This is a genomic window from Legionella micdadei, from assembly GCF_000953635.1.
Classification (GTDB): Bacteria; Pseudomonadota; Gammaproteobacteria; order Legionellales; family Legionellaceae; genus Tatlockia; species Tatlockia micdadei.
Genome location: NZ_LN614830.1, coordinates 1,178,511 through 1,204,772, shown reverse-complemented (window position 1 = coordinate 1,204,772; position 26,262 = coordinate 1,178,511). Strand labels below are relative to the sequence as shown.

Here is a 26,262-nt window from a genome sequence, read left to right as displayed (position 1 = left end):
GTCAAATTTGAGCAGGTTGCTTATTCAATCGTCTGATTATCGCTTGATCCGAAAAAGCATGACGTACGTTGCCGATTTGCTGATAATTTTCATGGCCTTTACCCGCCACTAAAATAATATCCTCTTTTTCAGCCAGGTTAATTGCCTTGGCAATGGCTTGCTCGCGATCAGGAATTTTATAAAGATTGGTTTTGGAATCAATGCCCGATTCAATTGATTCGATGATGGCCAGAGGATCTTCGGTACGAGGATTATCGCTAGTGATAATGGTAATATCCGCGTACTGACTTGCGATTCTACCCATGATCGGGCGTTTTGTTTTATCTCGATCGCCACCGCAACCAAAAACTGCGATGATTCGCCCTTTTTTAACATTCTGCAATGTTGCTAATACGTTTTCCAAAGCATCAGGAGAATGCGCATAATCAACAATGGCATAAGGCTCTTTACTTACAATTTCCATCCTTCCTGGAGCAGCTTGTAATTTCGCCATGACCGCAACAACCTTGTCCACCGGATAGCCATAAGCCAATAAACTTGTAAACACTGCAAGTGCATTGTAAATATTAAAAAATCCCAATGCATTGATTATCAGTTCATGTTGCCCCCAAGGCGAAATGAGTTCAAGCTCTGTCCCTTTGAGACTTACATCCCAACTCAAGGCCTTTACCTCAGCATTTTCCCTAACTCCATAACTAATTAGTTGTTTAGCCTTGCTTTGCTGACGCATCAGCTGGCTGTATGGATCATCTTGATTAATTATTGCCCATTTAAGCATAGGCATAGCAAACAACAAGGCTTTTGCTTCAGCATAGGCTTGCATATTTAGATGGTAATCTAAATGCTCATGACTTAGATTGGTGAAAATCGCTTGCTGAAAATCAATCCCATCAACGCGTCCTTGACATAAAGCGTGTGAAGAAACCTCCATGCAAACCTGCTTTATTGCAGCTTGCTCGTACTGATGCATGAGCTCCTGTAGACAAAGGGCATCGGGTGTTGTGTTAATTAAAGGTTTTAATGCGGTGACCTCACCTTGCCCTATTGTTCCGACATAGGCAGCATGTTCACCTAGTAAGTTATGTGCTTGTGCAAGTTGGTAAGCTATTGTGGTTTTACCATTGGTTCCAGTCACTCCGGTGATAGCAAGCTTTTTTGTCGGCTCCCCATAAAATCGGCTAGCGATGGCGCCAAGCTTCGCCGCTAATCCTGGTAGAGGTATAGCTGGAAAATTACTGGATATGTGATCAGCAGGTGACCAATTTTCCGGATCATAAACTAATGCAGCTGCTCCAGCGTGGACTGCTTGTGGAATAAAAAGGCGTCCATCCGTAGCCAAACCAGGGTAGGCAAAAAATAAAAAACCTGGCTTAATTTGCCGGCTATCATTGTGCAACCCCAGAATCTCGCATTCAGGAATATCCCCTCTAACCCAGGGTTGCATCAGCTCAGCAAGTTTCATCATCACCTCATGTTGTCGTTGTTTGATCAGGCGGAACATCAAGAATACGCAAGGTTCCGGACATGACTTGTGCAAAAAGAGGAGCAGCCACTGAGGCAGCATAATAACCATTTTTAGTAGGCTCGTGAATCACCACTACCACAACTAAACGTGGATTAGAAACAGGGGCGATACCAACAAAGCTAGCAATATGGCGATCTTTTTCATAACCATTTTTTCCAGCAATTTGAGCGGTTCCAGTTTTTCCTGCCACACGATACCCAGGTACCCTTGCCGAACGGCCTGTCCCTCCATTCATCACTGCTTCCAACATCGCAAGGACTTGTTTCGCCGTTTTTTTATCTAAAACCTGTTCGCCTGTTGTTTCATTTTGCGTATTTTCCGTATGAAGGAGCGTTACGGGTTTTAGCCGCCCTTCGTTTGCGAAAATAAGATAGGCCTTAGCTAATTGAAGTGCAGTGACAGTCATTCCGTAACCAAAGCTCACAGTCCCGAGTACAAAAGGATTTGCATCTTTAACACTGACAATACCACCATCACTTTCTCCTGGGTAACCGCTCTCAGTACGTTGCCCAAACCCAACCCTCTGCAACAAACCAATTAATTGTTCCGGCGGGCTTGCCAAGACCATTTTTGCCACACCTACGTTACTCGAATGTTGTAGTACACCGGTAACATCCAAAACACCATAATTATGAATATCACGAATCGTGTGCCCATGAACAATCATCCAGCTTGGACGTGTATCGATGATGGTATCTGGTTTAAAAAGCCCGCTTCCTAAAGCACTTGCTATGCTAAATGCTTTGATAACTGACCCAGGTTCAAAAGTATCAGTCAATGCCCTGTTGCGATAACTATCAAGAGTGTATCGACCACGCGCGTTGGGATTAAAAGACGGAGCATTAGCGACTGCTAAAATTTCTCCGTTTCGTGCATCGACTACAACCACTGAACCCGATTTTGCCGCAAATTTGTCCATTGTGTTTTGCAATTCATGATAGGCCAAATACTGGATGCGCCGATCAATGCTTAAAACTAGATCTTGGCCGGGCCTTGGCGTTTTAATAACCCCAAGCTCTTCGATGATTTCTCCCATTCGATCTTTGACCACTCTTTTCTTACCATTAATCCCCATTAACCAATCTTGATAAGCAAGTTCAAGCCCTTCGATCCCAATATCGTCAATGTTAGTAAAACCAAGTAACTGGGCCATAGTCTCCCCTTCAGGGTAATATCGCTTAAACTCTTGCTGGAAATTAACACCGGGGATATTAAGCTCTTCAATTTTTTTAGCTAATGTTGGCGGCAACTGACGATGCAGGTAGAGGAACTCTCGATTGCCTGATTGCCTTAGGCTGCTGCGTAGATACCTGGGAGAGAGGTTTAATAGGCGACATAATTTAGTCAATTGGCTGATGGTTGGCGCAAATGTTTTAGGATTTACCCAGACACTCTGTACTGGCGTGCTTACCGCAAGGGGTATTCCTTGTCGGTCGGTGATCATGCCGCGATGTGCCGGAATATCGACTACGCGCAAACTGCGTGCGTCTCCTTGTCCTTGTAAAAATTGACGATGCAAAACCGTCAAATCCAGCATTCTCCATAAAAGTGCGCCTAATAATAAGAGGAAAAAACAAGATACAACGATTAATCGTGCCTGGTGGCCATTATTTTTCATTCTGTTCGTAATATATAAATTTCTTTATCCAATGGTAACCTCATTTGCAATTTCTCTACTGCCAACTGTTCTACTCGAGCAGGGGTAGCAAGACTAGCTTGCTCCAAGAGTAATTGACCCCACTGTAATTGTAATTGGTTAGCCTCTTGTTCTAAGCTTTGCAATTGACTGAAATAGATACGATGCTCGTTGGTAGTATAAACAATCGCCAATGCAGTGACTAGAACCGCAAGCAATAGGGTCAACAAAAAACAAAGTTGTTTTGAAAGCCGCATATCTGATAATTGTCCAGTAAAAAAATTACTTTGATTAATCGCTCTGGCCGCAGCATTCATGCTATTTTTTCTCCTATACGTAAAACTGCGCTACGGGCTCTGATATTCTGCTTTATTTCAGCATCAGACGCTTTTATAGCCTTACCTATTCTTTTAAAATTGCTTGAGATTTCTTCATTGCGAATGGGAACTCCTGGTGGAAGACGCTGGCCATACTCTTTATCGCGCATGAATTGCTTAACAATGCGATCTTCTAATGAATGGAAACTGATAATCACTAAACGCCCACCTACCGCTAAAGCATCCACAGCAGTGCTTAGGCAAGCCGTTAGATCATTGAGCTCCTGGTTTATATAAATCCGTATCGCTTGAAATACGCGAGTTGCCGGGTGTTTGTGTTTCTCCCACTTTGGATTTGCTTGTTTAATGATTTCAGCTAACTGCTCTGTCGTCTTAATGGGAGCTTGCTCACGCGCTGCAACAATGGCCCGCGCTATACGGCCGGCAAAACGTTCCTCGCCATATTCCCTGAAAATGGTGGCCATTTCTTCAGCTTCTGCTTGATTGATAAAGCCTGCTGCATCCAATTCTTGATTAAAATTCATGCGCATGTCTAAAGGCCCTTGCTGCATAAAACTGAAACCTCGCTCAGGGTTATCCAATTGCGGTGATGAGACACCGAGATCTAATAAAATACCGTCAATATGTCCGTAGACATTCTCTACTTTGGCTAATTCAGCGAGTTCAGCAAAAGAACCATGGTAAATTTGAAACCGTAGGTCGTTTGCAAAATGCTGTCTCGCGTAATCAATAGCTTCAGGATCTTTATCTATCGCAATCAATCGCCCAGTGGCCGATAACCGCTGCAAAATAGCCTTACTATGGCCGCCACGACCAAAGGTTCCATCAATATAGATACCCTCTGGTTTTATGGCTAAGCCATCAATTGCTTCTTGCAACAATACTGATTGATGCGTTGTCATAATTACTTCCGTTACAAAGAAAAAGTTTTCATTTCATCAGGCAGTCCATCTTCTTTAGAGGCTTCTTCGGCTAACCATTGTTCACGTCTGGTTTGCCATAAGCTTTCATCCCATACTTCAAATTTATTACCCTGGCCAATCATCACTACCTTTTTATCTAGCCGCGCATAATCCCTGAGTAGTTGAGGCAGCAGGATACGTCCATTGCTGTCTAACTCCACATCGGTTGCATGACCGATCAACAAACGCTGAATGCGTCGTGCTGCAGCATTAAAACTTGGCAAACTTTGTAATTTATCCTCAATGATTTGCCATTCCGATGCTGGATAAAGCAACAAACAGGTTTCTTCTGTATCAATAGTCACTACCAATGACGCCTTCTCTTGTGCAGACAAGGCATCTCGATAACGGGTTGGCACTGCAAGCCGGCCTTTCCCGTCGATGGTAATGGCATTAATTCCACGAAACATGATTTATCAATTTATGCAGTTAGGTTGAGTTAGCCGCTGTCTGGTTGGATTTATCCAACCAGGCAGTCCGCTTCCCCAACCCTCCCACAATTCTCCACTTTTTTGTTATTTTAAACCACTTTTATACACTATAGAAACACAATTTCCCAAGCGTCAACCCCTTAAGGGAAGATTTTTAAAAAAAGTACATACAAGATGGTTTACTTAATCAAAATTTGGCGATTTAATTTTCATTTTGAAATTTTTATGAACATACAAACGAAAGAAAAAATCTAGCCCTCGAGGTCACTCGCAAAAATTTCAACCAAATTAAAGGGGTACGCTGAATAAAAAACAGAAATACAACTGATTTACCAACTGTTAACTCGACATCTCAATGACGTAATCAGATAGCCCGGGTGCCGATGCAACTCCCAATTCTCCTGAAATGTTTCCCTTAGAGTAATTGCCTAACGATTTAACTCTGCTGCCAAACGAATTCCTTGTAACACTAAATCTGGAACTAAATGATCATAAATTTCTTGCTTATCGAATAAAGAAGCGAAGCCTCCTGTTGCCAGTACCAAAACTTCTTGCTTAAGGAAAACCTCTTCTTTTATGCGGTGAATTAATTCTCGGCAAGCACCCAAAGCCCCGTAGAAAACTCCCGATTGAATGCTTTCTATTGTCGAACGACCAACAACTTGCTCAGGTTTAATGATTTCGACCGCCGGCAATTTCGCCGTTTTTGAGGCCAGTCCATCCACCGACAAACGCACACCTGGAAGAATTGCTCCGCCTAAGTACCCTTTTTGCGCAGTAATGACACAAAAAGTGGTTGCGGTACCAAAATCAATAACCACGATATTTTTCCCAGGGAACAAGGAAGTAGCAGCAATGGCATTGGCGATGCGATCAGCACCAACTTCAACTGGATTGCGATATTTGATATTTAAACCGGTCTTTACGCCTGCCTGCAACAAAAAAGGCTCAACGGAAAAATACTTTAAACAAGCTGCACGCAAAGAATAATCGATTTGCGGTACAACTGAACAAATAGCAATTTGGTTGATTGCCTCCGGAGAGCATTGATTTTCTCGTAATACTGATTTAAGAAAAATACCTAACTCATCCGAAGTGCTGACTTTAGATGTATGGCGGAAGCGAAGACGGATTTCTTCCCCAGCAAAAACTCCCCCGTAAATATGGGAATTACCAACGTCGATACATAGCATCATAGTCAAGTCTCATCGCATTCCTAAATGCGCGATAGTAAGTCGAGTTATGACTAGAATCAAGAGGTACACATCAAGATGAAGTATGCTTAAGCGAAAAAAGTCGGTCGATAAGCCGGGTTCTGTCGTGGACAATCATTCATCTGGGACATGCGTCACCACATGCCTCAAGCAACCTACCCGAATCCCGTACGGGCCATACGCTCTTACTAAAAAGTAAGTGGGATTCCTATTTGGTCTTGCTCCGAGTGGGGTTTTCCCTGCCACGACTGTTACCAATCGCGCGGTGCGCTCTTACCGCACCATTTCACCCTTACCTGTTAAAAATAACAGGCGGTATATTTTCTGTGGCACTTTCCGTAGGCTTACGCCTCCCAGGTGTTACCTGGCACTCTGCCCTGCGGAGCCCGGACTTTCCTCCCTTTGTTTTGCACAAAGAGCGATTGCCTGACCGACTCTGTTACTAATACTAGCAGAGTGCCTAGCGAAAGACCAGGATTATCCTCGAGTACCAATGAACTCATCATCAAAATAGCGCTTTAACTTAGTGCGCAAAGTACCACGGCTGACACCAAGAACACGAGCGGCTTTAGATTGATTATATCGAGTTAACTCCATCACTGTACGAAATAAAGGGGCTTCAACCTCTTCAACAATCAATTGATAAAGGTTCAAATTAACTTCTTTATTGCCAACTGCATTTAGATATCCCTTCACAGCAGCAATAACTTGCTGGCTCAACCCTTCGCTGTGATTTTCAACTCGCTGCATAACTGCTGCACTCATTATCCTCTCCAACAATCAAAAAATAGTTATATAAGTCCATAAATGAACATCATGACGCATATGCTACCAAATGTAGCAAAGTATGTAAACATTGTTTCAATGATATTCATTTATTAAGGGAAGCTTAAGGAAAAATGATCTTTATTTCAAGTAATTTTGCGCGATCTGAAATAATTTAATTCATTTTATGGAAAAATAGCTCTATTATGCTAATAAAATAAACAAAAAGAATTCAATACATCTGCTGATGCAGAATAAATTCAAAAAGATTTATTTAATAACACTTAGATAGAATGGAATGCAAATTGGATCGTTCGCACAACCCAACATGGATTTGAATAAGATCCAAATGCTGGGCCGCGACCAATTGACTAGGTTACTCTACGGTAAAGCTTTCGCCACAGCCGCATTGTCCTGTTTGATTAGGATTATCGAAAATGAATTTATGGTTTAAGCCCTGCTTGACATAATCCACTCTCATACCCTTAAGATAAGGGTAACTCGCTTTATCGATATAAAGTTGGTACCCGCCAGTTAATTCGTGCACAATATCATTATCTTTTGGGGCAACAACATAATCAACCACATAAGACATCCCTGAACACCCAGTTTTTTTAACTGAAAAACGTACCCCTTTACTGTCTTTTTGTTTTTCAAGATAAGCGACAATGTGACGAATAGCTGATTCGCTCAAACTAACACCAAATCCTGTGCCGCTCGTATGATGCATCACTTCGCTCATGATTGTTTCCCCTCTAACTTTAGTTTCATTTTTTGAATTAGCTCTTGATAACTATCTTCAATGAGCAATGCTACTGGGTAGCGAGTCTTAGGTATAGCCAATTTTTCAACTAACACGACATAGGTCAATTGAGGATGCATATGGACTTGGCTTCCTTCCAATTGACGGCAAAGCCATTCAGCTGCAGCAACAAGATAGGGGCTACCGTAAGCTTTAAAGCGCGCTTTTAATACAAAACCCTCATCATTACATTGCAAATAAAAATCGCAAACATCTCCGCGCCCAACTACCCCAGAGCGATGATAAACGCTCAAGGGTAGTGCTAAATCCACTGTTCCTACGTGGCTGGGTGCAAAAAAGCAGGATTCTACAAGTTCATTATACATCATAGTGGTGATATTTCGTGCAATCGATTAATTTGATGGCATATTATAGCAATGACTTGCTTCACTTGCTCCTCGGTAGTGAAACGCCCGATTGATAAACGAATTGAACTATAAGCCAATTCGTCAGTTAAACCCAAAGCGCGCAACACATAGGAGGGTTGCATGCTCGCTGCTGAACAGGCTGAGGTGGTTGAGATGGCTATTTCACGCAGCGCCAATAACAATGAATCCCCTTCTACACCTGCGAATGTCAAGTTAAGGTTCCCAGCGAGACGCTTATGCTCATGGCCATTTAAACGGATGCCGGGCAGATGTTTAATGCCATCCCATAATTGTTGGCGAAGCCGCAAAATTGTTGCCTGCTCTTCTATTCGGCTTTCTTTTGCAAGAGTCAACGCTTCTCCCATACCCACAATTTGGTGGGTTGCCAATGTGCCTGAGCGTAACCCGCCTTCGTGCCCCCCCCCAAACGACAAGGGTTGGAGTCGAACCCTTGGTTTATGACGTACATAAAGTGCTCCAATTCCCTTAGGGCCATAAATTTTATGGGCTGAAAATGACATTAGATCCACAGATAACTTGGTCAGATCAATTTCAAGCTTTCCAGCACTTTGTGCTGCATCCACATGGAAAATAATTCCTTTATCGCGTAATAATTCGCCAATCCCAGCAATATCCTGTATTACGCCAATTTCATTATTGGCATGCATAATCGACACGAGAATCGTATCCTCACGTAAAGATTCAGCCAGAGTATTCAAATCGAGCAACCCATCTGGTTGTGGATTTAGATAACTCACCGTAAATCCTTCGCGCTCGAGTTGGTGAAAGGTATCGAGGACAGCCTTATGTTCAGTTCGCATGGTGATCACATGCCGTCCTTTGCGCTGATAAAAGCGTGCAGCACCCAAAATTGCCAGATTATCGGCTTCCGTAGCCCCTGAGGTAAATACGATTTCTTGGGGTGTGGTGTGAATCACTTCAGCAATCTGTGCACGGGCGCGTTCTACCGCTTCTGCCGCTACCTTGCCATAAACATGCGTTACCGATGCAGGGTTGCCAAAATGGCCCTCTGGACCCAAGTATTTCATCATTTTCTCTATTACACGGGGATCAACAGGCGTTGTTGCCATGTAGTCTAAGTAAATCGGTAGCTTACTCATACCTATCTCCGGTCATTTTTTATCCGCATGTTTCAAGGCATACTGCACTTGGCTTAAAATGCCGCGTAAAATACATATCTCCGTGTGTTCTAATTGTGACCGATTAAACAAACGGCGAATTCTTTGTTGTAACCGTTTTGTTGGATTGGTCGGTTTTAAAAATTCAATCGCAGTCATTACCTCGTTAAGATGAACATAAAATCCTTCTATCTCATCAGCTGTTGCCGGACGACTTCGATGCAACTCCACTTCAGCTATTGGTTTGAGGAGTTTCATCCGCAATTCGTAGGCAATGATTTGTACAGCCTGCGAAAGGTTCAACGAGCTGTACTCGGGATTGGAGGGAATATTGACATGATAATGACTGCGCAATAACTCTTCATTAGTTAGTCCGGCGTGCTCACGACCAAAGACTATCGCTATTTCAGTATTATCTGGCTTCTGGCTTATTAGTTCTGCACAACCCGCAGGGGTTAGCCCAGGTAAAGCAATTCCGCGTGGTCTAGCGCTTGTGGCAAAAACCAGTTGGCAATCTTTCAATGCTTCATCAAGGGACATAGTCACTTGCGCTTCATGCAAAACATCATCAGCGCCTGCCGCCATTTCATAGGCCTTTTGGTCAGGAAACGATTTAGGCGTTACTAAATAAAGCTTACGCAATCCCATGGTCTTCATGGCTCTTGCAGTCGAACCAATATTTCCAGGATGAGAGGTTGCAACTAAAACTATTCGAATTGAAGCAAAATTCATAAAACAACCTTAGGCAATAATCCCACTGCAGCCTTTGCTGCCTAGGTTTTTGGGCAAAAACCTCGAAAACCATGGATGTTTTCGCGAGAAACAGGGATACTTTTGTGCATTTTTTACCCAAAAATCCAGGTCATTTAGGTAGCTCGTGGGAGCTCTAAATTTAATGATAGCAACTATACCAGCAATGACTCCTCTCTGTACAAAAAAAATGTGGTAAGATCGCTGGTTTTGTAGAAAACGAGTGAACTCATGCAGCCATTACTAAACATTGCTATTACTGCCGCCCGCTCAGCCGGGGACATTATTATCCGTTATATTGAACAAATCGATCGAATAAAAATAACTGCCAAAAGCAGTGAAGAATATTTCAGTGAAGTAGATGTCAAAGCTGAACAAGCCATTATTGCCACAATTCGCAAAGCCTACCCTGACCATGGCATTATTGCTGAAGAAAGTGGTGTTCATAACGACGATGCAGACTCGGTATGGATCATTGATCCTTTAGACGGCACGACAAATTATCTGCATGGCTTCCCCTCATTCTCGGTCTCTATAGCACATAAAGTTAAAAATCGCTTAGAGCACGCAGTAGTTTATGACCCCCTCCGCCACGAGTGCTTTTCGGCGAGCCGTGGATGTGGTGCGCGACTTAATGACCGTCGTGTACGGGTCTCCAAACAAACGCAACTGAATGGTGCCTTGTTAGGAACAGGTTTTCCTTTTCGCAATACAACGCTAGCCCATCGCTATATGCCCACGTTCGAAGCGCTGATTGGTAAATGTGCCGGTGTTAGGAGAACAGGATCGGCAGCACTTGATCTAGCTTATGTCGCTTGTGGCAGACTCGATGGGTTATGGGAATTTGGCTTACGCCCTTGGGACATTTCTGCAGGCAGCCTACTCATAAAAGAAGCTGGCGGCTTAGTCAGTGATATGCAAGGCGGCGAAGATTTCCTGAAGTCGGGGGACATTGTTGCAGGCACACCTAAAGTGTTTAAATCCTTGTTGCAAACGTTAATGCCAGTCACAAAAGGCTAGTCGGTCGGGTTGCGACTCTTAGCCATTTTTATTGCATTAAATTATTCCGAGATTGATATCCACAAACCCTTTTCATCCGTTCGTGCCGAGTGTCTCGAAACCAACAAGGCTTCGAGAAATCGGCCAAACGGCCCGGTTCGGTTAAAAAACCTCTTGCTGTACTTTTGGGGCAAATAAACGTCCACCGAATAGGTTGATAAATAAACCGCTAATCACTAACAAGCCAGAAACCAACTTCCATAAGTAGAAAGGTTCATCGAGTAATAATACCGAACTCAATACACCGACAACTGGGACTAATAAAGTAAAAGGCACTACCACACCTACTGGATAACGACTTATTAACCAATTCCATACCCCATACCCAATCCAGGTTGAAGCATAGACAATATAGAATAACGAACCTACACTTTGCCAAGATAAATGTTGGAAAGAATGCACAATCGTACGTGGCCCCTCAACCCATAAGGATAGAAGCAGCAAGGGCACCCATGCAACAAAACTCCCCCAAACCACCAACGCCATCATATTAACATGGTGGTTTTTCTTCGTAATAAGATTGCCAAATCCCCAGACCGCTGATGCAGTAAGAATACAGACAAACCCTAATAATGAGACGTTTTTATCAAAATGCATGGCAACAATGCCGATCCCTGAAAACGAGATCACTGCACCAAAAATCTGCCAAACCGATGTTTTTTCCCCTAGCAAAATTGCCGCAAAAAACATACTAAAAAAGACTTGGGTTTGCATGATTATCGACCCCATTCCAGGCGTCATCCCTACATGCATTCCTATGAACAAAAAGGAAAATTGCAAGGCAAACATAATAAGCCCATAGGAAAGAATCTCTCGAAAAGGCACAGCAGGTAATTTAATGAAAAAAATGGCTGGGATGCTTGCTAAAATAAAGCGAAGAACACAAAGAAGTATGGGTGGAATATCATGAAGGGCTAATTTAACAAAAAGGAAATTTAATCCCCAGATTACGACAACTAAAAGAGCAAGAAAAAGGTGAGAAATAGGCATTATTAGTAATTCTTATTAATAATAGCCTCTATCTTACCATAAAAAATACGCAATGAATTCAGTTAAAATTTATGACTGCAAAATAGAAATGTATTCAGCCTTTAATAAATAGGTTAAATTCTTATAAGCCCCTCGTTCTCATAGCAGTATCAGTAACAGCTTTTAAATCTTTTGCAGCCTCTTCACTTTCTTTCTTAATATCGTGAGAAAAAAGAGTATAAATACTATTTGAATGTATTTTTTGCGCTTTCGTAGCTGTTTTTTGTAAAGCTTTATTAAGCTCGTCATCCAATTGATCTTGCTTATAAGAAGGGGTTTTATCGAGTTTTTCCTTCAAAGCCTCCAACTCTTGCTCTAGTTTTTCTGCCTCTCTAATCAGCAATATTTTATCATGCATGACTCTGCGAAAAGGCGTTTCAGTTAACCAATTTATAATTGGTTTAAGGATGCCAACCTGAGTTATTCTCGCAACTCCGGTAGCAGCTTGTTTTTGTTCATACAATGCCAAGCATTTTTGAATATGGACTATGTACCTGATTGCCCCAATTTTATCAGCCATTTCGCTTACTTGTGCTGAAGACAATTTCTCAAAATCCTTTCCACTCACTTTTAATTTACGATCTTCACCAAAATTCAATCCATCAGCCAGCACACCTATTTGCTTCTGCGCCTTTGCAATCAACGCTTGTTTTTTACTCTCCGTATTAGAAACCGGTTTTACTGCCTCCTTAATACCCCCTATCGTGCTAACTATGGTTGCTCCAAGATCATTAAGTCTTTGAGGGGCGATTCTGCCCAATGTATTCCCTATTAAATAGCTTGCCCATTCGCCAGTCTTTTCTCCTACAGCAATCAACCCACGTGCTGTACTTATCCCAATTTTCGCCCCCATACCTCGTTCGGTGTCGGGCGTATCTAAGCTTTTTAACTCGCCCGCAATGCGAGGAAATTTTTGCTCCAGCTGGTTTGTATCATCTTTTAAAACAGCAAGTAATGAATCACCTTCGGTCAGTTCCTCGATAAATTTTTTATATTCGGCAATTTTTCTGAGAATTTTTTCTTTCTCTTTGAGTACAGAATCCAATGCTGTAAAAAGCCCTGCAATGTTGGTCTGATTGTACTCCACGTTGCGCTGATCATATTCATCAATTTTCTTTTTGGCTTCTTCTTCAAATTGGCCTACCAGTTTATCCACAAGAGGTAGTTCAGAAAGAAAATTTTGGACTTTCTCAAATAGGTCTGCCCCTTCTTGTTGAGCAATATCGGGAAAGGCGCCAATGACTGCATCGGCTTCTTTGCGGCAATAATCTTCGATTCTTCTTTTTAATTCAGGCATATTCGCCTGTACAACAGAATCGTTGTCCCTCACACCTGTTAAGACTAAGGAATTGCCCTCATTAATTTGAACATAGCGACTAAGATGCTGATAATAAACCATGGCAAAGAGCAATTCATCAGGATTATTCACATCAGGAAGATATTGAGGAACTCGTGTTGCACCACTGTTAAATTCAGATCCCAATTTTTTGGATTCATTTTTAATTGCGGTTTCTCTACCCCGGGCAGCTAATAAATTTGATTCAATTTCTTTTCCTTGAGTCGCCATTTCCATTGCCGCCTTCCATGGTTCTGAATTAGCCGTTTCTGGTTTAACTAAAGACTTCAATCGATCTAAATCAGTGATTAGAGCATTCCACCAATCAGTAAGTTTCATATTGCGAATCCGTAATTAACTATATATGATTAATAATTGTACATAAAGATAATTAACGGAGCATTATGTGTTTATTATGCAAACATTATGGCTTTCTTATAAAACAATTAACAGGGGTTTAAGACAGACGGCAGGTTGGGGCCATTTTTTTGTCCCAACCTACTCATCTACTACCCAATCAATTTGTCAGTGTGAAGGTTATGATTTGAATCCCTGCTGAAGCCCAAGAGCAATAGGCAGTTGATCCACCATTGCGGTTCCAAGGTTTTTGGCGACACGCTCAAATACGTTTTGCTTGTAGGTATAATCAATAATTTTTTCAACCTTGACGATTTCTCGAGCCACTTGACCGCTGCTGGCAAAACCATCGATTAGACCACGCTCTTTAGCCTGCCCTCCTGTCCAAAAAAGGCCTGAAAAGGTTAAATTATCAATTTTAAGGCGATCACCACGGCCTTCCTTAACTTTATCGATAAAGACATTATGGATATCGTCCAGCATAGTTTGTAAAAGCTTTGTTTGTTCGGGCAAAACTGGAGAGAACGGATCAAGGAAACCCTTATTTTTTCCAGCAGTTGCGAGCCGCCTTGAAACACCTAGCTTTTGCATGGTATCAACAAAACCAAACCCATTGTATAAGACGCCAATAGAACCCACTATACTGGAAGGATTTGCATAAATTTCATCTGCAGCAGCCGCAACATAATAAGCCGCAGAAGCACACATGTCCGCACAAACAGCATAAACTTTAATGTCAGGATATTTATCACGGTAATGTTTAATTGTGTTGTACATGTAGTCAGCTTGCACTGGACTACCCCCTGGGCTATTTATGCGTAAAACGATCGCTTTAAGGCCAGTACTGTTATAAGCGTCATCCAAACCTTTGACAAAATTCTCTGAGCTAGCACTTTGGCTGTCAAATATGCTTCCTTTAATATCGATTAAACCCACATGGGGCTTGGTTTTTGAGCCCTTTTCTTCTTCACTCATACTAAATAGGCTATAAGCAATAACTAAGAAGATTAATAGATAGACGATACGCATAAACCAACGCCATCGTCTTTTTCGTTTTTGTTCGCGCATAAACTCGAGAACGATTTGATTTAATAACGCTTGAGAATCAGGATTTTCGCCCGTGGGAGTATTATTCATCGGTAACTACTTGATTTTAAAAAATAGACCCATATTTTACGGCAGATAGCGTGCAATTTAAACAATATCATGTGATTTCGGCATGAGAAATGAATAATTTTGAATTAATCCAACTCTAAGAGAGGCCTTCTATGCGCAGTGATAAGCTTACCTCAAAGTTCCAAATGGCTCTGGCTGATGCCCAATCCCTTGCCCTAGGTCGAGATAATGGATTTATCGAGCCTGAACATGTTATGAAAGCGCTTCTTGATCAGCAAGGAGGTAGCAGCAGGCCGCTGCTAACTAAAGCAGGGGTTAATTTATCCCAGCTTCGCAACTTACTGGATCAAGCTTTAGATAGACTTCCTAAAGTTGAAGGTACCGGTGGTGAAATTCATATATCAAATGGGCTAAACCGTCTTTTAAATTTAACCGATAAACTCTCACAGCAGCGTAAGGACAGTTACATTTCTAGCGAGATGTTCATTTTAGCAGCCTTAAGTGAAGAAGGAAGCCTGGGTAAACTACTCAAACAAGCTGGTGCTGATAAAAAAACAATCGAAAAAGCCATCGATGAAATTCGTGGTGGCGGAACAGTGAATGATCCTAACGCCGAAGAGCAAAGGCAGGCTCTGGAAAAATACACTTTAGACTTAACAGAACGTGCGGAGCAAGGAAAGCTTGATCCCGTTATCGGGCGTGATGATGAAATACGCCGCACTATTCAGGTATTACAACGTCGTACAAAAAATAATCCTGTCCTGATCGGTGAACCAGGTGTGGGTAAGACAGCCATCGTCGAAGGCCTGGCCCAACGAATTGTGAATGGTGAAGTCCCGGAAGGCTTAAAAGATAAACGCTTACTTGTATTGGATCTAGGAGCACTGATTGCTGGGGCAAAATTCCGTGGTGAATTCGAAGAGCGCTTAAAGGCAGTACTCAATGATCTGGTGAAACAAGAAGGACAGATTATTTTATTTATCGATGAATTGCACACAATGGTGGGTGCTGGAAAGGCTGAGGGGGCCATGGATGCCGGAAATATGCTAAAACCTGCACTAGCCCGCGGTGAATTGCATTGTATTGGTGCAACTACTTTGGATGAGTACCGTCAATACATTGAAAAAGATGCGGCATTGGAGCGTCGTTTCCAAAAAGTCTTGGTTAATGAACCTAATGTGGAAGACACGATTGCTATCCTTAGAGGCTTGCAAGAACGCTACGAAGTCCATCATGGCGTGGAAATTACCGATCCCGCGCTTGTTGCTGCTGCCACGCTGTCGCAACGTTACATCACCGATAGACAATTGCCCGATAAAGCAATCGACTTAATTGACGAAGCAGCAAGTAAAATTCGCATGGAAATTGATTCCAAACCTGAAGCCATGGATAAACTTGAAAGGCGTTTAATTCAGCTAAAAATTGAACGCGAGGCATTAAAAAAAGAACATGACGAGGCGTCAAAAAAACGCTTAAGCGACTTGCAACAGACAATTGATGAACTTGAGAAAAATTACGCGGATCTGGAAGAAATTTGGAAAGCAGAAAAAGCTACATTACAGGGTGCTAATCAAATTAAGGAATCATTAGAGCAAGCGAAACTCGAGTTAGAAACAGCACGGCGTGCTGGCGATTTGACACGCATGTCAGAATTGCAATACGGTCGAATTCCAGAACTGGAAAAACAACTAGCTCAAGTTCTTGCTTCAGAAAAAACCGGCTCCGAAAATAAATTAGTCCGCAATAAAGTCACAGAGGAAGAAATTGCTGAAGTGGTTTCTAAATGGACTGGCATCCCTGTCGCAAAAATGTTGGAAGGAGAAAAAGAAAAACTTTTACATATGGAAGACGCCTTACATAAACGGCTGATTGGCCAAAATGAAGCAGTGGATGCTGTGGCCAATGCAATTCGCCGTTCAAGGGCAGGTTTATCTGACCCTAATCGACCGATTGGCTCATTCCTCTTTCTTGGCCCCACTGGTGTCGGAAAAACAGAACTGTGTAAAGCCCTTGCAGCTTTTCTTTTTGATACAGAAGAGGCTATGGTGCGCATTGACATGTCTGAATTTATGGAAAAACATTCTGTGGCAAGACTCATTGGCGCACCCCCAGGCTATGTAGGATATGAAGAAGGTGGTTATTTAACAGAGGCCATACGACGTCGTCCTTACTCTGTTATCCTGTTGGATGAGGTGGAAAAAGCCCATAGCGATGTTTTTAATATCTTGTTACAAGTCCTTGACGATGGCCGCCTAACCGACGGCCAAGGTAGAACCGTTGACTTTCGCAATACTGTTATTGTGATGACCTCCAATTTAGGGTCGCACCTCATTCAAGACATGGCATCTAAGTTAAATTATGAGCAAATTAAAACAGCCGTCTTAGAAATTGTAAGTCAGCATTTCCGCCCTGAATTTATTAACCGTATCGATGACACCGTCGTCTTCCATCCTTTATCCAAAGAGCAAATCGCCAATATTGCCGAGATTCAGATTAGCCATTTGCAACAACGGCTATCTCAACAAAACATTGAATTAGCTGTTAAGCATGATGCATTAAAGCATCTGGCTGAAGCAGGATATGATCCCGTTTATGGTGCTCGCCCCTTGAAAAGGGTCATTCAACAAAAACTTGAAAACCCATTAGCTCAAGCCTTGTTGACCGGGCAATTTCAATCGGGTGATACGATTAATGTGATTTGGAAGGATGGTAAATTTGAGTTTGAAACGACCGCCTAAGATGATCTCGTTTAAGCTGGGAAAGTAGGCACGCTTGATCTGAAAGATAGTCACTTTATAAAGTAAGGTAATGGCAACCCAGAAAATTTGAAGCAAAGAACTCTGGGTTGCTTCTTCGTTCGCAATGATGTCCCAGGTTGGAATTGAAATTTTTGCAAGCGTATATTTATTTTTTTATATTACCACGCGAGCAATCGCTTCACTCTCGTAGGAAGTCCTTAATTGGACCAATAACCGATTCATTTCTCTATCACCATCCCAAACATCGAACCTCACTTCTTGAATTGCCCCTCTTCGCATAAATTTTTCAAGGTAATCCAATGCTTTAACAATCGTCTCTTTATCTTCAGCGTCTTGTTTATTTAATTTGTTTGAGATTGTTACACCAATTGCAGTGCAAAGTGCCGCACGTAGATCAGGAGTATCTTCATTACATTGATTTAAACAAAGAAAATAAGCCCCCAGCAAGGTGTATTTGCTTTGTATCTTTAGATGCTTTGACAGTACATTTTCAAATTGACCATCGCTTGACCAATCACCTTTATTATCGGGGGTATGCATTTCACCATTTGCCATAATGGCTAATTCTTGGGGGATGAACTCTTCGAAAACCTGTCTAATAACAGGACTCGGGCTTAATGTATCCAAAGACTCCAAGATCTCCTTACGCGATAAGCTTTGACTGTCCTCTAATGTCTCGATTTTCTCACCTATTAAGTGCGTGAGCTGTTCTAGGTAAGTGGCGACTTCACAGTCCGATTTGTTTAGAGACATCCCCATTGATTCAATAAAACTAATGTACTCCATTTGCTTTTTCATCGAGATTTTGGTGGATTCCACGTTGGCCGTCGCTTCTTTTATGATATTGGAAAGTTTTGTATCAAACTCGAGGTCTGCTTTTACGTAAGCATACCTTGTTGGATCTTCTTGTGAATCCAAATATTTTTTAAAAGAAGAGCAACAAACAGAGACAGTATATGGATCTAGTTTTTCAAACTTAAATAATTCCATGAGGGTATTATATAATTCACAACTCGATACGTCCTTATAACCATAGCTAGCAAAAAAGCGCGCCACCCCTTTGAGGCTTGCTTCAAACTTAGGACTATAATTTTCCTTAAGCCTTAAAAAACGATAGACGACAGCACCCATAAGGATACGCTCTGCCTCCAAACGCTCTTCATTCTTTTCAGAGGATAAATCCTCGCTCAAATCATTGCGCACGTGTTTAATAAAAGAGATTTGATCTAATCGTACAGGATCAGGCTTTCTTCCCCCCATCTTGACCTTTTTACGGTAAGTTTCTTCAATTTTTAAATCAACATACTCCAAGAGCTGAGCAGTAGGTGGAAAAAGATAAGTATTTGTAAGGTCGCTAAATTTCCTGCGTAATTCGTTTGTCTCTAGCTGAATATCCTGATATAACGGTGGCTTATAACCCATAATTTCTCCCTTACAATACCTTCTTTTTTCCTTCGTAGGCCACCGTCATCATCTCTGGCAGGACGTTAATCCACGATGCAATCTTTGAAGGAGGATTATGACGCAATGTATAGATATTTCCCTGCATTTCGGGGGGAAAAGCCTCAAACAGGAGTTTCATCTCGTGATAGTGTCGATTTCTAAATACCCAATAAGAAAAATCACTTAGCTTATCCAGACTCTCCTCATAGATACTGAGCTCCATATCAGACAAAGAATTAATACCTAAGTTCCTTTTCATTAAATTAAACAAAGGCTTATGCAAAAACCACTGCAATGTAGTATTGTATTGGCTCCAAAAATAAATATAAATCCCGTTAAGTACTGATTTTTTAGTTTGGATACTTGAGGGATAAAACCTTAAATTTTCGGCAATCCTTTGGATTAGCTGAGCATCGGCAAGAAGATAGCCAGGGACGACAGGGGCTAAGCAGGGAAAGAAAAAAAGCGAATTCTTTTTTTTATAAGCTTTAACCAATTCGCTTGGAAAAGCTTTGGCATTCTGTTCTAGTTCGGCAAACTCTAGCATGGTTCCCTCCATAGGCCGTTGTCCCTAACAACTTTTAAGGTAACAACTCGCTTTTTTTATATAACGAGTTACCCCCACGCGAATTTATTCTCTTCTGGGTAATCTTTCTATTTTTATAACAATCTGCCAAAGAATTTGCAATATTTGTTTTGGGTTGGCTTTGCAAGTGATCCAGGTAGCGCGGCAAAGGCGCATTGTCATTAAGGTACAACCTTGACAAGACGCGCCAGGGGATTCAAGAGTCTTTGCTTCTTATCCATCCCCTCTCTTTAGTCGCGGTTCGGGGTCATTTGACTTGTATTGACGGTGAGGCAATGCTTGCATCCCCGCTATCCGATCGCCAATTATCCGTTTTCGCGGGATGACAAAAAGCTAATTTATGTGTGTTAACCGCCAAAACGAGCATCGACAGCAGTAACTAGTTGTTGATGAATATTATCAAAACCCCGGTTTGACATCACCAACACAGCATCTCCAGGTTGAACCTTAGCAACAACCGCGTTAACAATGCCAGCGACACTAGGAAACACCTCATTAGGACAAATCCAATCTTTTGCTACTTTCGCCAAATCAAATTGGGGCTGTAGGACATAAGCACCATCAACAGGGGCTAATGCTTCAGCCATCGCTGTGGCATGAACACCAGTCTTCATTGTGTAAGAAGCAAATTCTAATACAGCAAATATACGCTTATGTCGACCACTGTCTTTCAAAGCTGCCACAGTTTTGGTTATTGCAGTTGGGTGATGGGCGAAATCGTCATAAATAGTAATACCATGCCGATTTGATTTGACCTCCAGACGCCTTTTAACTGGTTTAAATTCCGCTAAAGCGCCCGCAGCAACTTCGATATCCACACCTGCATGCGAGCTCGCTGCTATTGCCGCAAGTCCGTTTTCGACATTGAATCGTCCAATTAATGGCCAATTTACTTCAGCAACAGCTTGTCCTTTATGCCAAACACGAAACGCTTGGCCATTTTCGTGAAGTAATTCGGCTCGCCAAACAGCCTCACCAGTAAAAGCAAGGTCTTCAACTGTGGAGAATACCCCTCGCTGCAAAACGTTATTTAACGCAGCGTCATCGCGGGGTTTGATTACGACCCCTTTGTTGGGGATAGTCCTTAAATAATAATGGAATTGTTGTTGGATTGCGGTAAGATCAGTATAAATATCAGCGTGGTCAAATTCCAAGTTATTTAAAATAGCCACCTCTGGCCGATAATGCATGAGTTTCGGACGCTTATCAAAAAACGCGGAATCATACTCATCTGCCTCAATAACAAACCAATCCCCCTGTCCTAAATATGCGCTAGTATTAAAATTGGGTGCCACACCGCCAATTAGGAATCCTGGTTGCTTACCTGCTTGTTGCAAGATAAAAGCAAGCATTGAAGTTGTCGTGGTTTTACCATGAGTCCCTGAAACAGCCAAGACACGATAGCGAGATAATATATTTTCAGCTAACCATTGTGGACCAGAAGTGTAGTTTTTACCGGCATTAAGAACTGCTTCGATAACCGGCAGCCCTCTTTTGATTGCATTTCCTACAATGACACAATCCGCTTTTAAAGCTTGAGCAGTATCTTCATAGCCTTCTGTCCATTCAATCTGTTTAGCGCGAAGTAAATCACTCACAGGAGGATAACAATTTGCATCACATCCCGTTACCTTAAAACCTGCCTCTCTTGCTAAAATCGCTAGAGCGCTCATGAATGTTCCGCCAATACCTAAAATGTGTAAATGCATAATGTACTCTCATTGCCAAAATGAAACTGTTAAAATATTACAAGCTAATAGTCCAAAACTTGCTAACACACCGCCTACATAATCCACCTCTAAGGCTTGTTTGTAAATATGGATTGTCACCAGAAATTGCCAAATAGTTAGCAACAAAGTGATAACTAAATACACAATACCTAAAAAAAGACCAAGTACTTGACTCATATCACCACTTATCAATAACGGGGTCATAATCAGCAAAGGGAATGCAAAAAAATGCACAATTGCGTGGCAAAATAAAAGTGCTGTCAAAGTCTGTAAGGAACGATTTGTTTTACGGTAAATTTTTAATATCGCATAGGTGTAACCGAAATAGGAGCAAAGCAAACTCAAGCCTGCTAAAATCGAAATAAACGGATTAAATGCTTGCTTAAAATCGGCGAGATACCATTGCAAGATGATCAACAAAAAAAATAAAACGGCGATGAGGCCTAACAAAAATGGAGAGTAAGGGGTATTCTCCGGACTCTTTCTTAAGATTGCTACTTGCCAATAACATTTAAAGAGCGCCTCCCACATATAAATATCCTATTCAAAATTACGGCCAAACCCAACATAGGGACTTGATCGATTCTATTCTTGCTTAAGCCGTGCGATAACGGTTTCTATAAGCCGCTAATCGCTTTTTAATGATACTGATCTCTTCCACTGTGGGTTGTTTCCATGGACCCGAAACTTTGTAAGAGTAGCCACTAATCTTTTGCATACTTTGATTAATTATTTTACTTGCTACCCAAGTCGCAAAACCGGCTACGGGACCCCCAGCTATGGTCGCTACCACTGGCAAACTTGCAGTGATGTGGGGAGAAATTTTTAAATCCACATTATACAACTGATTAGCAATATCTAAATTTCCTTTCATCGACGCATGGGCTACAGGGCCATCAATAAAGCTATCTTGTGTAGTCATAACCCCATTGGTAATGTTAAAACTCCCTTGGAACTGATCAAAGCTGTAACCGCCTTTGGCTAGATCGCTGAAGTCTAATTTCAGGCGCCGCGGTATGGTTTGCAAACTAAGGATACTTAATAGCTTGCCTAAACCAAGTTTTTCTTCTGTTTCGGGGCTTAAATTAGTAATTCGTCCATCTTTAAAATTAATAGCTATCTCACCATTTATTTTTGCCAATGAAAACTCAGACAAGCTGCCAGGCCATCCACCGCGAAACCGCAATTCACCCTTTTGTGCTTCAATTGCTGGGCTAACTTTCCAACGTTGCAAGCTTGATGCTAAATCATTGATGTGCAAATCGGCTTGCAATCGAGTCGAGTTTGCTTTGCCATCTTGCTTCCATTCCCCTTTCGCAGTGAGCCAATAAGAAGGCGATTTTATTTCACAATGGTCAAGTTGCCAACGGTTAGGTTTTGATTTGGCTTTTAAACTCACATCGCCTAAATCTAAAGCACCCAGCTGTAAAGATGCGATACGTAAATTAAGGTTTGGCAAATCGGTGGGCTTTAAAGTTGATTTCACTTCAGCCGTTACTGGATTAGGCTGAGAAGGTTTGCTTTCAAGTTTTAATTTATCAAATTGACCTGTCAATGTGTTGGAGGAAGGTTGGTAACGTAACCGAGCAGCTAAAGCGGCTTGATCCAATTGAATAATCCAATCACCACTGTTGAGTTTTGAAGCTTTAAAAGCTAAATCGTCGTATTTTTCCTTCCATATTTTAGTTTTATGCAGTTTGACATCGATTAAATTTAATGAATCAACTAATGTACTTTTACCTGTGAGTTCCGGTAATTTCGCTTTCGTCTTGATCCATTGATCTAATTCAAAATAAGGCAATGCTCCTACCAACTGTAAACCATGTTGCTTACTCTCTTTGGCAGCCCCCCCTCCTAAACGTATTTCTCCTTTTTGTAATTTAAATGCATCATTAGGCCGGGAAAACCATAAATCGCTACTTAATTGATTATCGTAGTTAAAACGCAATCTCACCGCCTTTTGCGGATTGAAATCTATGTTTACGGTAAGCGGCATTTTCGTTTCAACTGCTTTGCCAAAAGGAGGTGGCAAATCAATACTTAAGCCAACTAATGAAGTTTTAACTTGAAGGTGATCTAAATCGTTGGGATCATCCGTTAACTTAAGTTCTCCATCCATCCACACAGCCCCGCGCATCAAAGAGAGGATAGGGAGATTAAATTTTTTGTTGAGCACATCAACGGTCGTTTCCCCAGAAATGTTGACCTGAGTATAGGGTATAGGCTCATGGATTGACTGAATCATTAAGTTTGCCGGATTATTCAAAATTAACGCCTTCAAACCACTGCCTATAACGCCTTTCTGGTTGAATTGTAAATTCCCAGTTAAATTTTGTAACTCCACATCATCCATACTGTGGTGAACATGGACGGTGTTATTCTTGAAATTAATATCGCCTAGCACCAAAATAGTGTCATTCCCGGGATATAGCGCAGCTTCCAATCTAAAATCCAAATCAAGCAAACCATGTATCTTTAGCATGGTAAGTGCCGATAATTTTTTCTTCAGGGGTGAAGACATGACATAAGTTAAGGCTTTTTCGCCCGATGCACGTAATTTGCTATGAATGAGTAATACTTCTTTATCTAAACCTAAATCAGTAACTCGCAAATTTCCTTCAGTCACCCTCATCTCTTTCAAATCGGCATTGATAATATTCGCCTCTAAAGTTCGCTTATCGACCTGCAAATAAGCTTCGATATTTTTGGTTACGGGCCAATGGGGAGCAAAAATTAAATCGACACCGGTTAAATGGCTCTTAATCGAAAATTCACCCGGTTGCTTATCAAAAGGAAAATCAGCGAGAGGGCCATTGATACTAATTTTCCCTTGAGCCTTATTGATTCGCTTAATATCGTGTTTGAGCCAAGCATCCAATTTTGCTTTGAGATATTTAGAAGGTAAATAAGGCAATAATCCCTGTGCATTTTTCATAGAAAATTCACCTTTAAGATTTAGCTGCCCAGAAGAATTTGCATTAACCTTATCCAAAACACCTGTTAAATTTAGCAACAGGTTTGGATGGTTAAGTATAAAATGCTCCATGCTCACACGCAGGCCATCTCCTAATGTTTGCCAATTAAAAGAAGCACTCAGCACTGAAAAGGTTATCGCGGGTTGTTTTTTTTGGGTCAGTACGGCTTCCTCGCCTGCTAATTTTAAATTCCCTTCATTCGGCTGCCAATGTATAGTTCCGGAAAGATTGTCTACCCCAGGCGACTTCGCCTTGGCAGGCCATCCTAAATTAGAAAAACGAGTAAGCACGGAACTCAATTTGCCTTGATTAACGTGAATTTGAGTATCCTGAAATTGACCGTGAGGCTTCATGGCTAATATTGGCATGAGTGATTGAGGCCAAGTGATTGAAGAAGAGAGGAGTGATTCGAGTAAAATATTCTGGACATAGACAAAATAAGCGTCCTTATTTTTTTCATAACGGAGCAACAAACTGTTCTGAGGCCAATGAGTATCTGCTAAGTGTAAGCGAATTTTATCCCCAGTGAATTCCCAGCCTGCTCTCGTGGGTTTCCAGGCTAAGTTTCCTTTCAAGAGTTGTATGACTTGATTTTTTTGCGTCTCTTTATCAGTCCAAGCTAAATTCCGGACTCGAAGCCTTGATTGGATATTCTGTATTTGTCCTCGAGCTAGATCCACCCATAATTGGGCATCGCCTTTTCCGCCTAATAACTGAAACCGTGAAGGATTAACAAACCCCTGCCATTGTGCAGGTAACAAGTGCTGGATGGAGAAAAAAACATGCCCTGATGTCTTATCCAATGCATAGGGATCCAAATTCAAATCGGCAAGCAATTGAAAATTCGTAGCAGCGGTTTGCGCTAAACTTCCCCTACCTCGGATATTGTAGTGACCAGCATGGTTAGCGATATTAAGATTTAGCTCACTAAGCGGAATAACAGTTCCATCCTGCATATAAAGCTGGGCTGAAAGATTTTTAATAATGATTTTTTGTTGAGCTAATATCCATGCAAGGATTGGTTTGGCTGAATCCCAGCCCATCTTAGGTTCATCATAACCATCGATACCCTCGATATCCCAGCCGTTATTGATTTGACGCAGACTTAAATGCAAGTCATCGATGAAAAGCACCCCTGGTTGGATTTGCCAATGCCAAAGTGAACTGAATAAATTAATGCCAACAAGCAACCGATTTAATTTAACGACTTCCTGCCTACCATCTGAAATGCTTACTTTGTTTAATTTAATTACCGGCTCAAACCAGTACCATCCCGTTTCCATTGCGTTAATGGTAACTTTTTCACCCAGTATGGCTGATAACTGGTGTTCGACTTCTGCCTTGTATTGCTTAGCCCAGGGGGTTAAGGCACGAAAAAGGCTTGACATGATCGCCGCGGTAATAATTAAAAAAGCCAGAAACATCCAGCAACGTTTTAAAATTTTACTCACTGTGCTTCGTCGAATTGGTAGCAGAGTTTTTACTATACCACTGCTTTTGCGCATACTCATCACTTTCCTTTTGTTCTGCGCGTTCTTTCTTGGTATTTTCTTGTTCTTCAACACGCTCGATTAGACGTTTTACAGCATCTTGTTCGGATTTTGCCCGCAAATAAATCGCTTCACAGTGTGAGCGATATTTCGCAAGTTGCGCCAACTGTTGATTTAGCTGTGAGAGTGCGGCATCAAGTTGAGCAATAAAATTTATTCGATTGCGCATATCGCCCAGAGTACACCCACTGCCACCAATATCACTGAGTTGTTGCATGTAGTCTTGCCTATAACCAACTAACTGATCGTGCCGTGCCTTACCTTTAAGGAATTGTTCACGAGCACGAAATAAACTCTCTGCAGCTGAACGAGTCGTTTTCTCCTTCAATGCAAGTAACTGCAGTAAGCGAGGAATCCGCGGGTTCATGGCTTAAACTCTTTGAACTTATCCC

The 26,262-nt window shown here is 41.7% G+C and carries 22 protein-coding genes and 1 other RNA gene; 2 read left to right on the top strand and 21 right to left on the bottom strand.

Going from position 1 to position 26,262, the window contains the following annotated elements; genetic code table 11:
* Position 1: 1 nt before the first annotated feature.
* The 12 genes from LMI_RS05385 to LMI_RS05335 all read right to left on the bottom strand — a co-directional run bounded on the left by LMI_RS05385 (position 2) and on the right by LMI_RS05335 (position 9,912).
* Entirely contained in the window at positions 2–1,462 is a 1,461-nt protein-coding gene (locus LMI_RS05385; RefSeq protein WP_045098880.1) for a UDP-N-acetylmuramoyl-L-alanyl-D-glutamate--2,6-diaminopimelate ligase, read from the bottom strand.
* A 7-nt stretch (positions 1,463–1,469) separates the two neighbouring features.
* Positions 1,470–3,143 carry a peptidoglycan D,D-transpeptidase FtsI family protein gene (locus tag LMI_RS05380; protein ID WP_045098879.1) on the bottom strand — a complete coding sequence of 558 codons (1,674 nt, stop codon included), beginning with the start codon at positions 3,141–3,143 and terminating at the stop codon, positions 1,470–1,472.
* Positions 3,140–3,478: a cell division protein FtsL gene (ftsL, locus tag LMI_RS05375; RefSeq protein ID WP_045098878.1), complete on the bottom strand. Its 339-nt coding sequence runs from the start codon at positions 3,476–3,478 to the stop codon at positions 3,140–3,142. The genes LMI_RS05380 and ftsL overlap by 4 nt, the downstream gene beginning before the upstream one ends.
* The gene (gene rsmH, locus LMI_RS05370; protein ID WP_045098877.1) at positions 3,475–4,401 is read right to left on the bottom strand and encodes a 16S rRNA (cytosine(1402)-N(4))-methyltransferase RsmH; all 927 of its coding nucleotides are present in this window, start codon (positions 4,399–4,401) and stop codon (positions 3,475–3,477) included. Before rsmH ends, ftsL begins: the two co-directional genes overlap by 4 nt.
* An 11-nt stretch (positions 4,402–4,412) precedes the next feature.
* The gene (gene mraZ, locus LMI_RS05365) at positions 4,413–4,871 is read right to left on the bottom strand and encodes a division/cell wall cluster transcriptional repressor MraZ (RefSeq protein ID WP_045098876.1); all 459 of its coding nucleotides are present in this window, start codon (positions 4,869–4,871) and stop codon (positions 4,413–4,415) included.
* A gap of 449 nt (positions 4,872–5,320) precedes the next feature.
* On the bottom strand, positions 5,321–6,088 hold the full coding sequence (locus tag LMI_RS05360; RefSeq protein ID WP_045098875.1) for a type III pantothenate kinase: 768 nt from the start codon (positions 6,086–6,088) through the stop codon (positions 5,321–5,323).
* A 92-nt stretch (positions 6,089–6,180) separates the two neighbouring features.
* An RNA gene (gene rnpB, locus LMI_RS14995) (RNase P RNA component class A) lies at positions 6,181–6,544 on the bottom strand.
* A 39-nt stretch (positions 6,545–6,583) separates the two neighbouring features.
* Complete coding sequence (locus tag LMI_RS05355; RefSeq protein WP_045098874.1) at positions 6,584–6,871, bottom strand: helix-turn-helix domain-containing protein; 288 nt, start codon at positions 6,869–6,871, stop codon at positions 6,584–6,586.
* Positions 6,872–7,247: 376 nt separating this feature from the next.
* Positions 7,248–7,613: a HesB/IscA family protein gene (locus LMI_RS05350; protein WP_045098873.1), complete on the bottom strand. Its 366-nt coding sequence runs from the start codon at positions 7,611–7,613 to the stop codon at positions 7,248–7,250.
* Positions 7,610–8,002, bottom strand: a complete 393-nt coding sequence (locus tag LMI_RS05345) for an iron-sulfur cluster assembly scaffold protein (RefSeq protein ID WP_052679462.1) — start codon at positions 8,000–8,002, stop codon at positions 7,610–7,612. The genes LMI_RS05350 and LMI_RS05345 overlap by 4 nt, the downstream gene beginning before the upstream one ends.
* Positions 7,999–9,162 (bottom strand): IscS subfamily cysteine desulfurase, encoded by a 1,164-nt coding sequence (locus LMI_RS05340; protein WP_045098872.1) that lies wholly within the window; start codon positions 9,160–9,162, stop codon positions 7,999–8,001. Before LMI_RS05340 ends, LMI_RS05345 begins: the two co-directional genes overlap by 4 nt.
* A gap of 12 nt (positions 9,163–9,174) precedes the next feature.
* The gene (locus tag LMI_RS05335) at positions 9,175–9,912 is read right to left on the bottom strand and encodes an RNA methyltransferase (RefSeq protein ID WP_045098871.1); all 738 of its coding nucleotides are present in this window, start codon (positions 9,910–9,912) and stop codon (positions 9,175–9,177) included.
* 249 nt (positions 9,913–10,161) lie between these two features.
* Between LMI_RS05335 and LMI_RS05330 the strand changes: the two genes are divergently transcribed.
* Positions 10,162–10,950: an inositol monophosphatase family protein gene (locus LMI_RS05330; protein ID WP_045098870.1), complete on the top strand. Its 789-nt coding sequence runs from the start codon at positions 10,162–10,164 to the stop codon at positions 10,948–10,950.
* Positions 10,951–11,091: 141 nt separating this feature from the next.
* Here LMI_RS05330 and LMI_RS05325 read toward each other — a convergent pair whose 3' ends face one another.
* The 3 genes from LMI_RS05325 to LMI_RS05315 all read right to left on the bottom strand — a co-directional run bounded on the left by LMI_RS05325 (position 11,092) and on the right by LMI_RS05315 (position 14,848).
* Positions 11,092–11,979, bottom strand: a complete 888-nt coding sequence (locus LMI_RS05325; protein WP_045098869.1) for an EamA family transporter — start codon at positions 11,977–11,979, stop codon at positions 11,092–11,094.
* A gap of 121 nt (positions 11,980–12,100) precedes the next feature.
* A complete protein-coding gene (locus LMI_RS05320) occupies positions 12,101–13,693 on the bottom strand; it encodes a hypothetical protein (RefSeq protein ID WP_045098868.1) in 1,593 nt (530 codons plus the stop codon).
* A 198-nt stretch (positions 13,694–13,891) separates the two neighbouring features.
* Positions 13,892–14,848 (bottom strand): S49 family peptidase, encoded by a 957-nt coding sequence (locus LMI_RS05315; protein WP_045098867.1) that lies wholly within the window; start codon positions 14,846–14,848, stop codon positions 13,892–13,894.
* A gap of 131 nt (positions 14,849–14,979) precedes the next feature.
* On the opposite strand from LMI_RS05315, the gene clpB reads away from it, so the two are divergent.
* Complete coding sequence (gene clpB, locus LMI_RS05310; protein ID WP_045098866.1) at positions 14,980–17,565, top strand: ATP-dependent chaperone ClpB; 2,586 nt, start codon at positions 14,980–14,982, stop codon at positions 17,563–17,565.
* Between the two features lie 174 nt (positions 17,566–17,739).
* Here the strand turns inward: clpB and LMI_RS05305 are convergent, their stop codons facing one another.
* From LMI_RS05305 to fliJ, 6 genes are all read right to left on the bottom strand, one after another.
* Entirely contained in the window at positions 17,740–19,008 is a 1,269-nt protein-coding gene (locus LMI_RS05305; RefSeq protein WP_045098865.1) for a hypothetical protein, read from the bottom strand.
* A 10-nt stretch (positions 19,009–19,018) separates the two neighbouring features.
* Entirely contained in the window at positions 19,019–19,576 is a 558-nt protein-coding gene (locus tag LMI_RS05300) for a hypothetical protein (protein ID WP_045098864.1), read from the bottom strand.
* Between the two features lie 386 nt (positions 19,577–19,962).
* Positions 19,963–21,324 (bottom strand): UDP-N-acetylmuramate:L-alanyl-gamma-D-glutamyl-meso-diaminopimelate ligase, encoded by a 1,362-nt coding sequence (gene mpl, locus LMI_RS05295; RefSeq protein WP_045098863.1) that lies wholly within the window; start codon positions 21,322–21,324, stop codon positions 19,963–19,965.
* A gap of 9 nt (positions 21,325–21,333) precedes the next feature.
* Positions 21,334–21,876 (bottom strand): hypothetical protein, encoded by a 543-nt coding sequence (locus tag LMI_RS05290; RefSeq protein WP_045098862.1) that lies wholly within the window; start codon positions 21,874–21,876, stop codon positions 21,334–21,336.
* A 64-nt stretch (positions 21,877–21,940) separates the two neighbouring features.
* Positions 21,941–25,831 carry a YhdP family protein gene (locus tag LMI_RS05285; RefSeq protein WP_082050709.1) on the bottom strand — a complete coding sequence of 1,297 codons (3,891 nt, stop codon included), beginning with the start codon at positions 25,829–25,831 and terminating at the stop codon, positions 21,941–21,943.
* A complete protein-coding gene (fliJ, locus tag LMI_RS05280) occupies positions 25,764–26,237 on the bottom strand; it encodes a flagellar export protein FliJ (RefSeq protein WP_045098860.1) in 474 nt (157 codons plus the stop codon). Before fliJ ends, LMI_RS05285 begins: the two co-directional genes overlap by 68 nt.
* Positions 26,238–26,262: the final 25 nt, after the last annotated feature.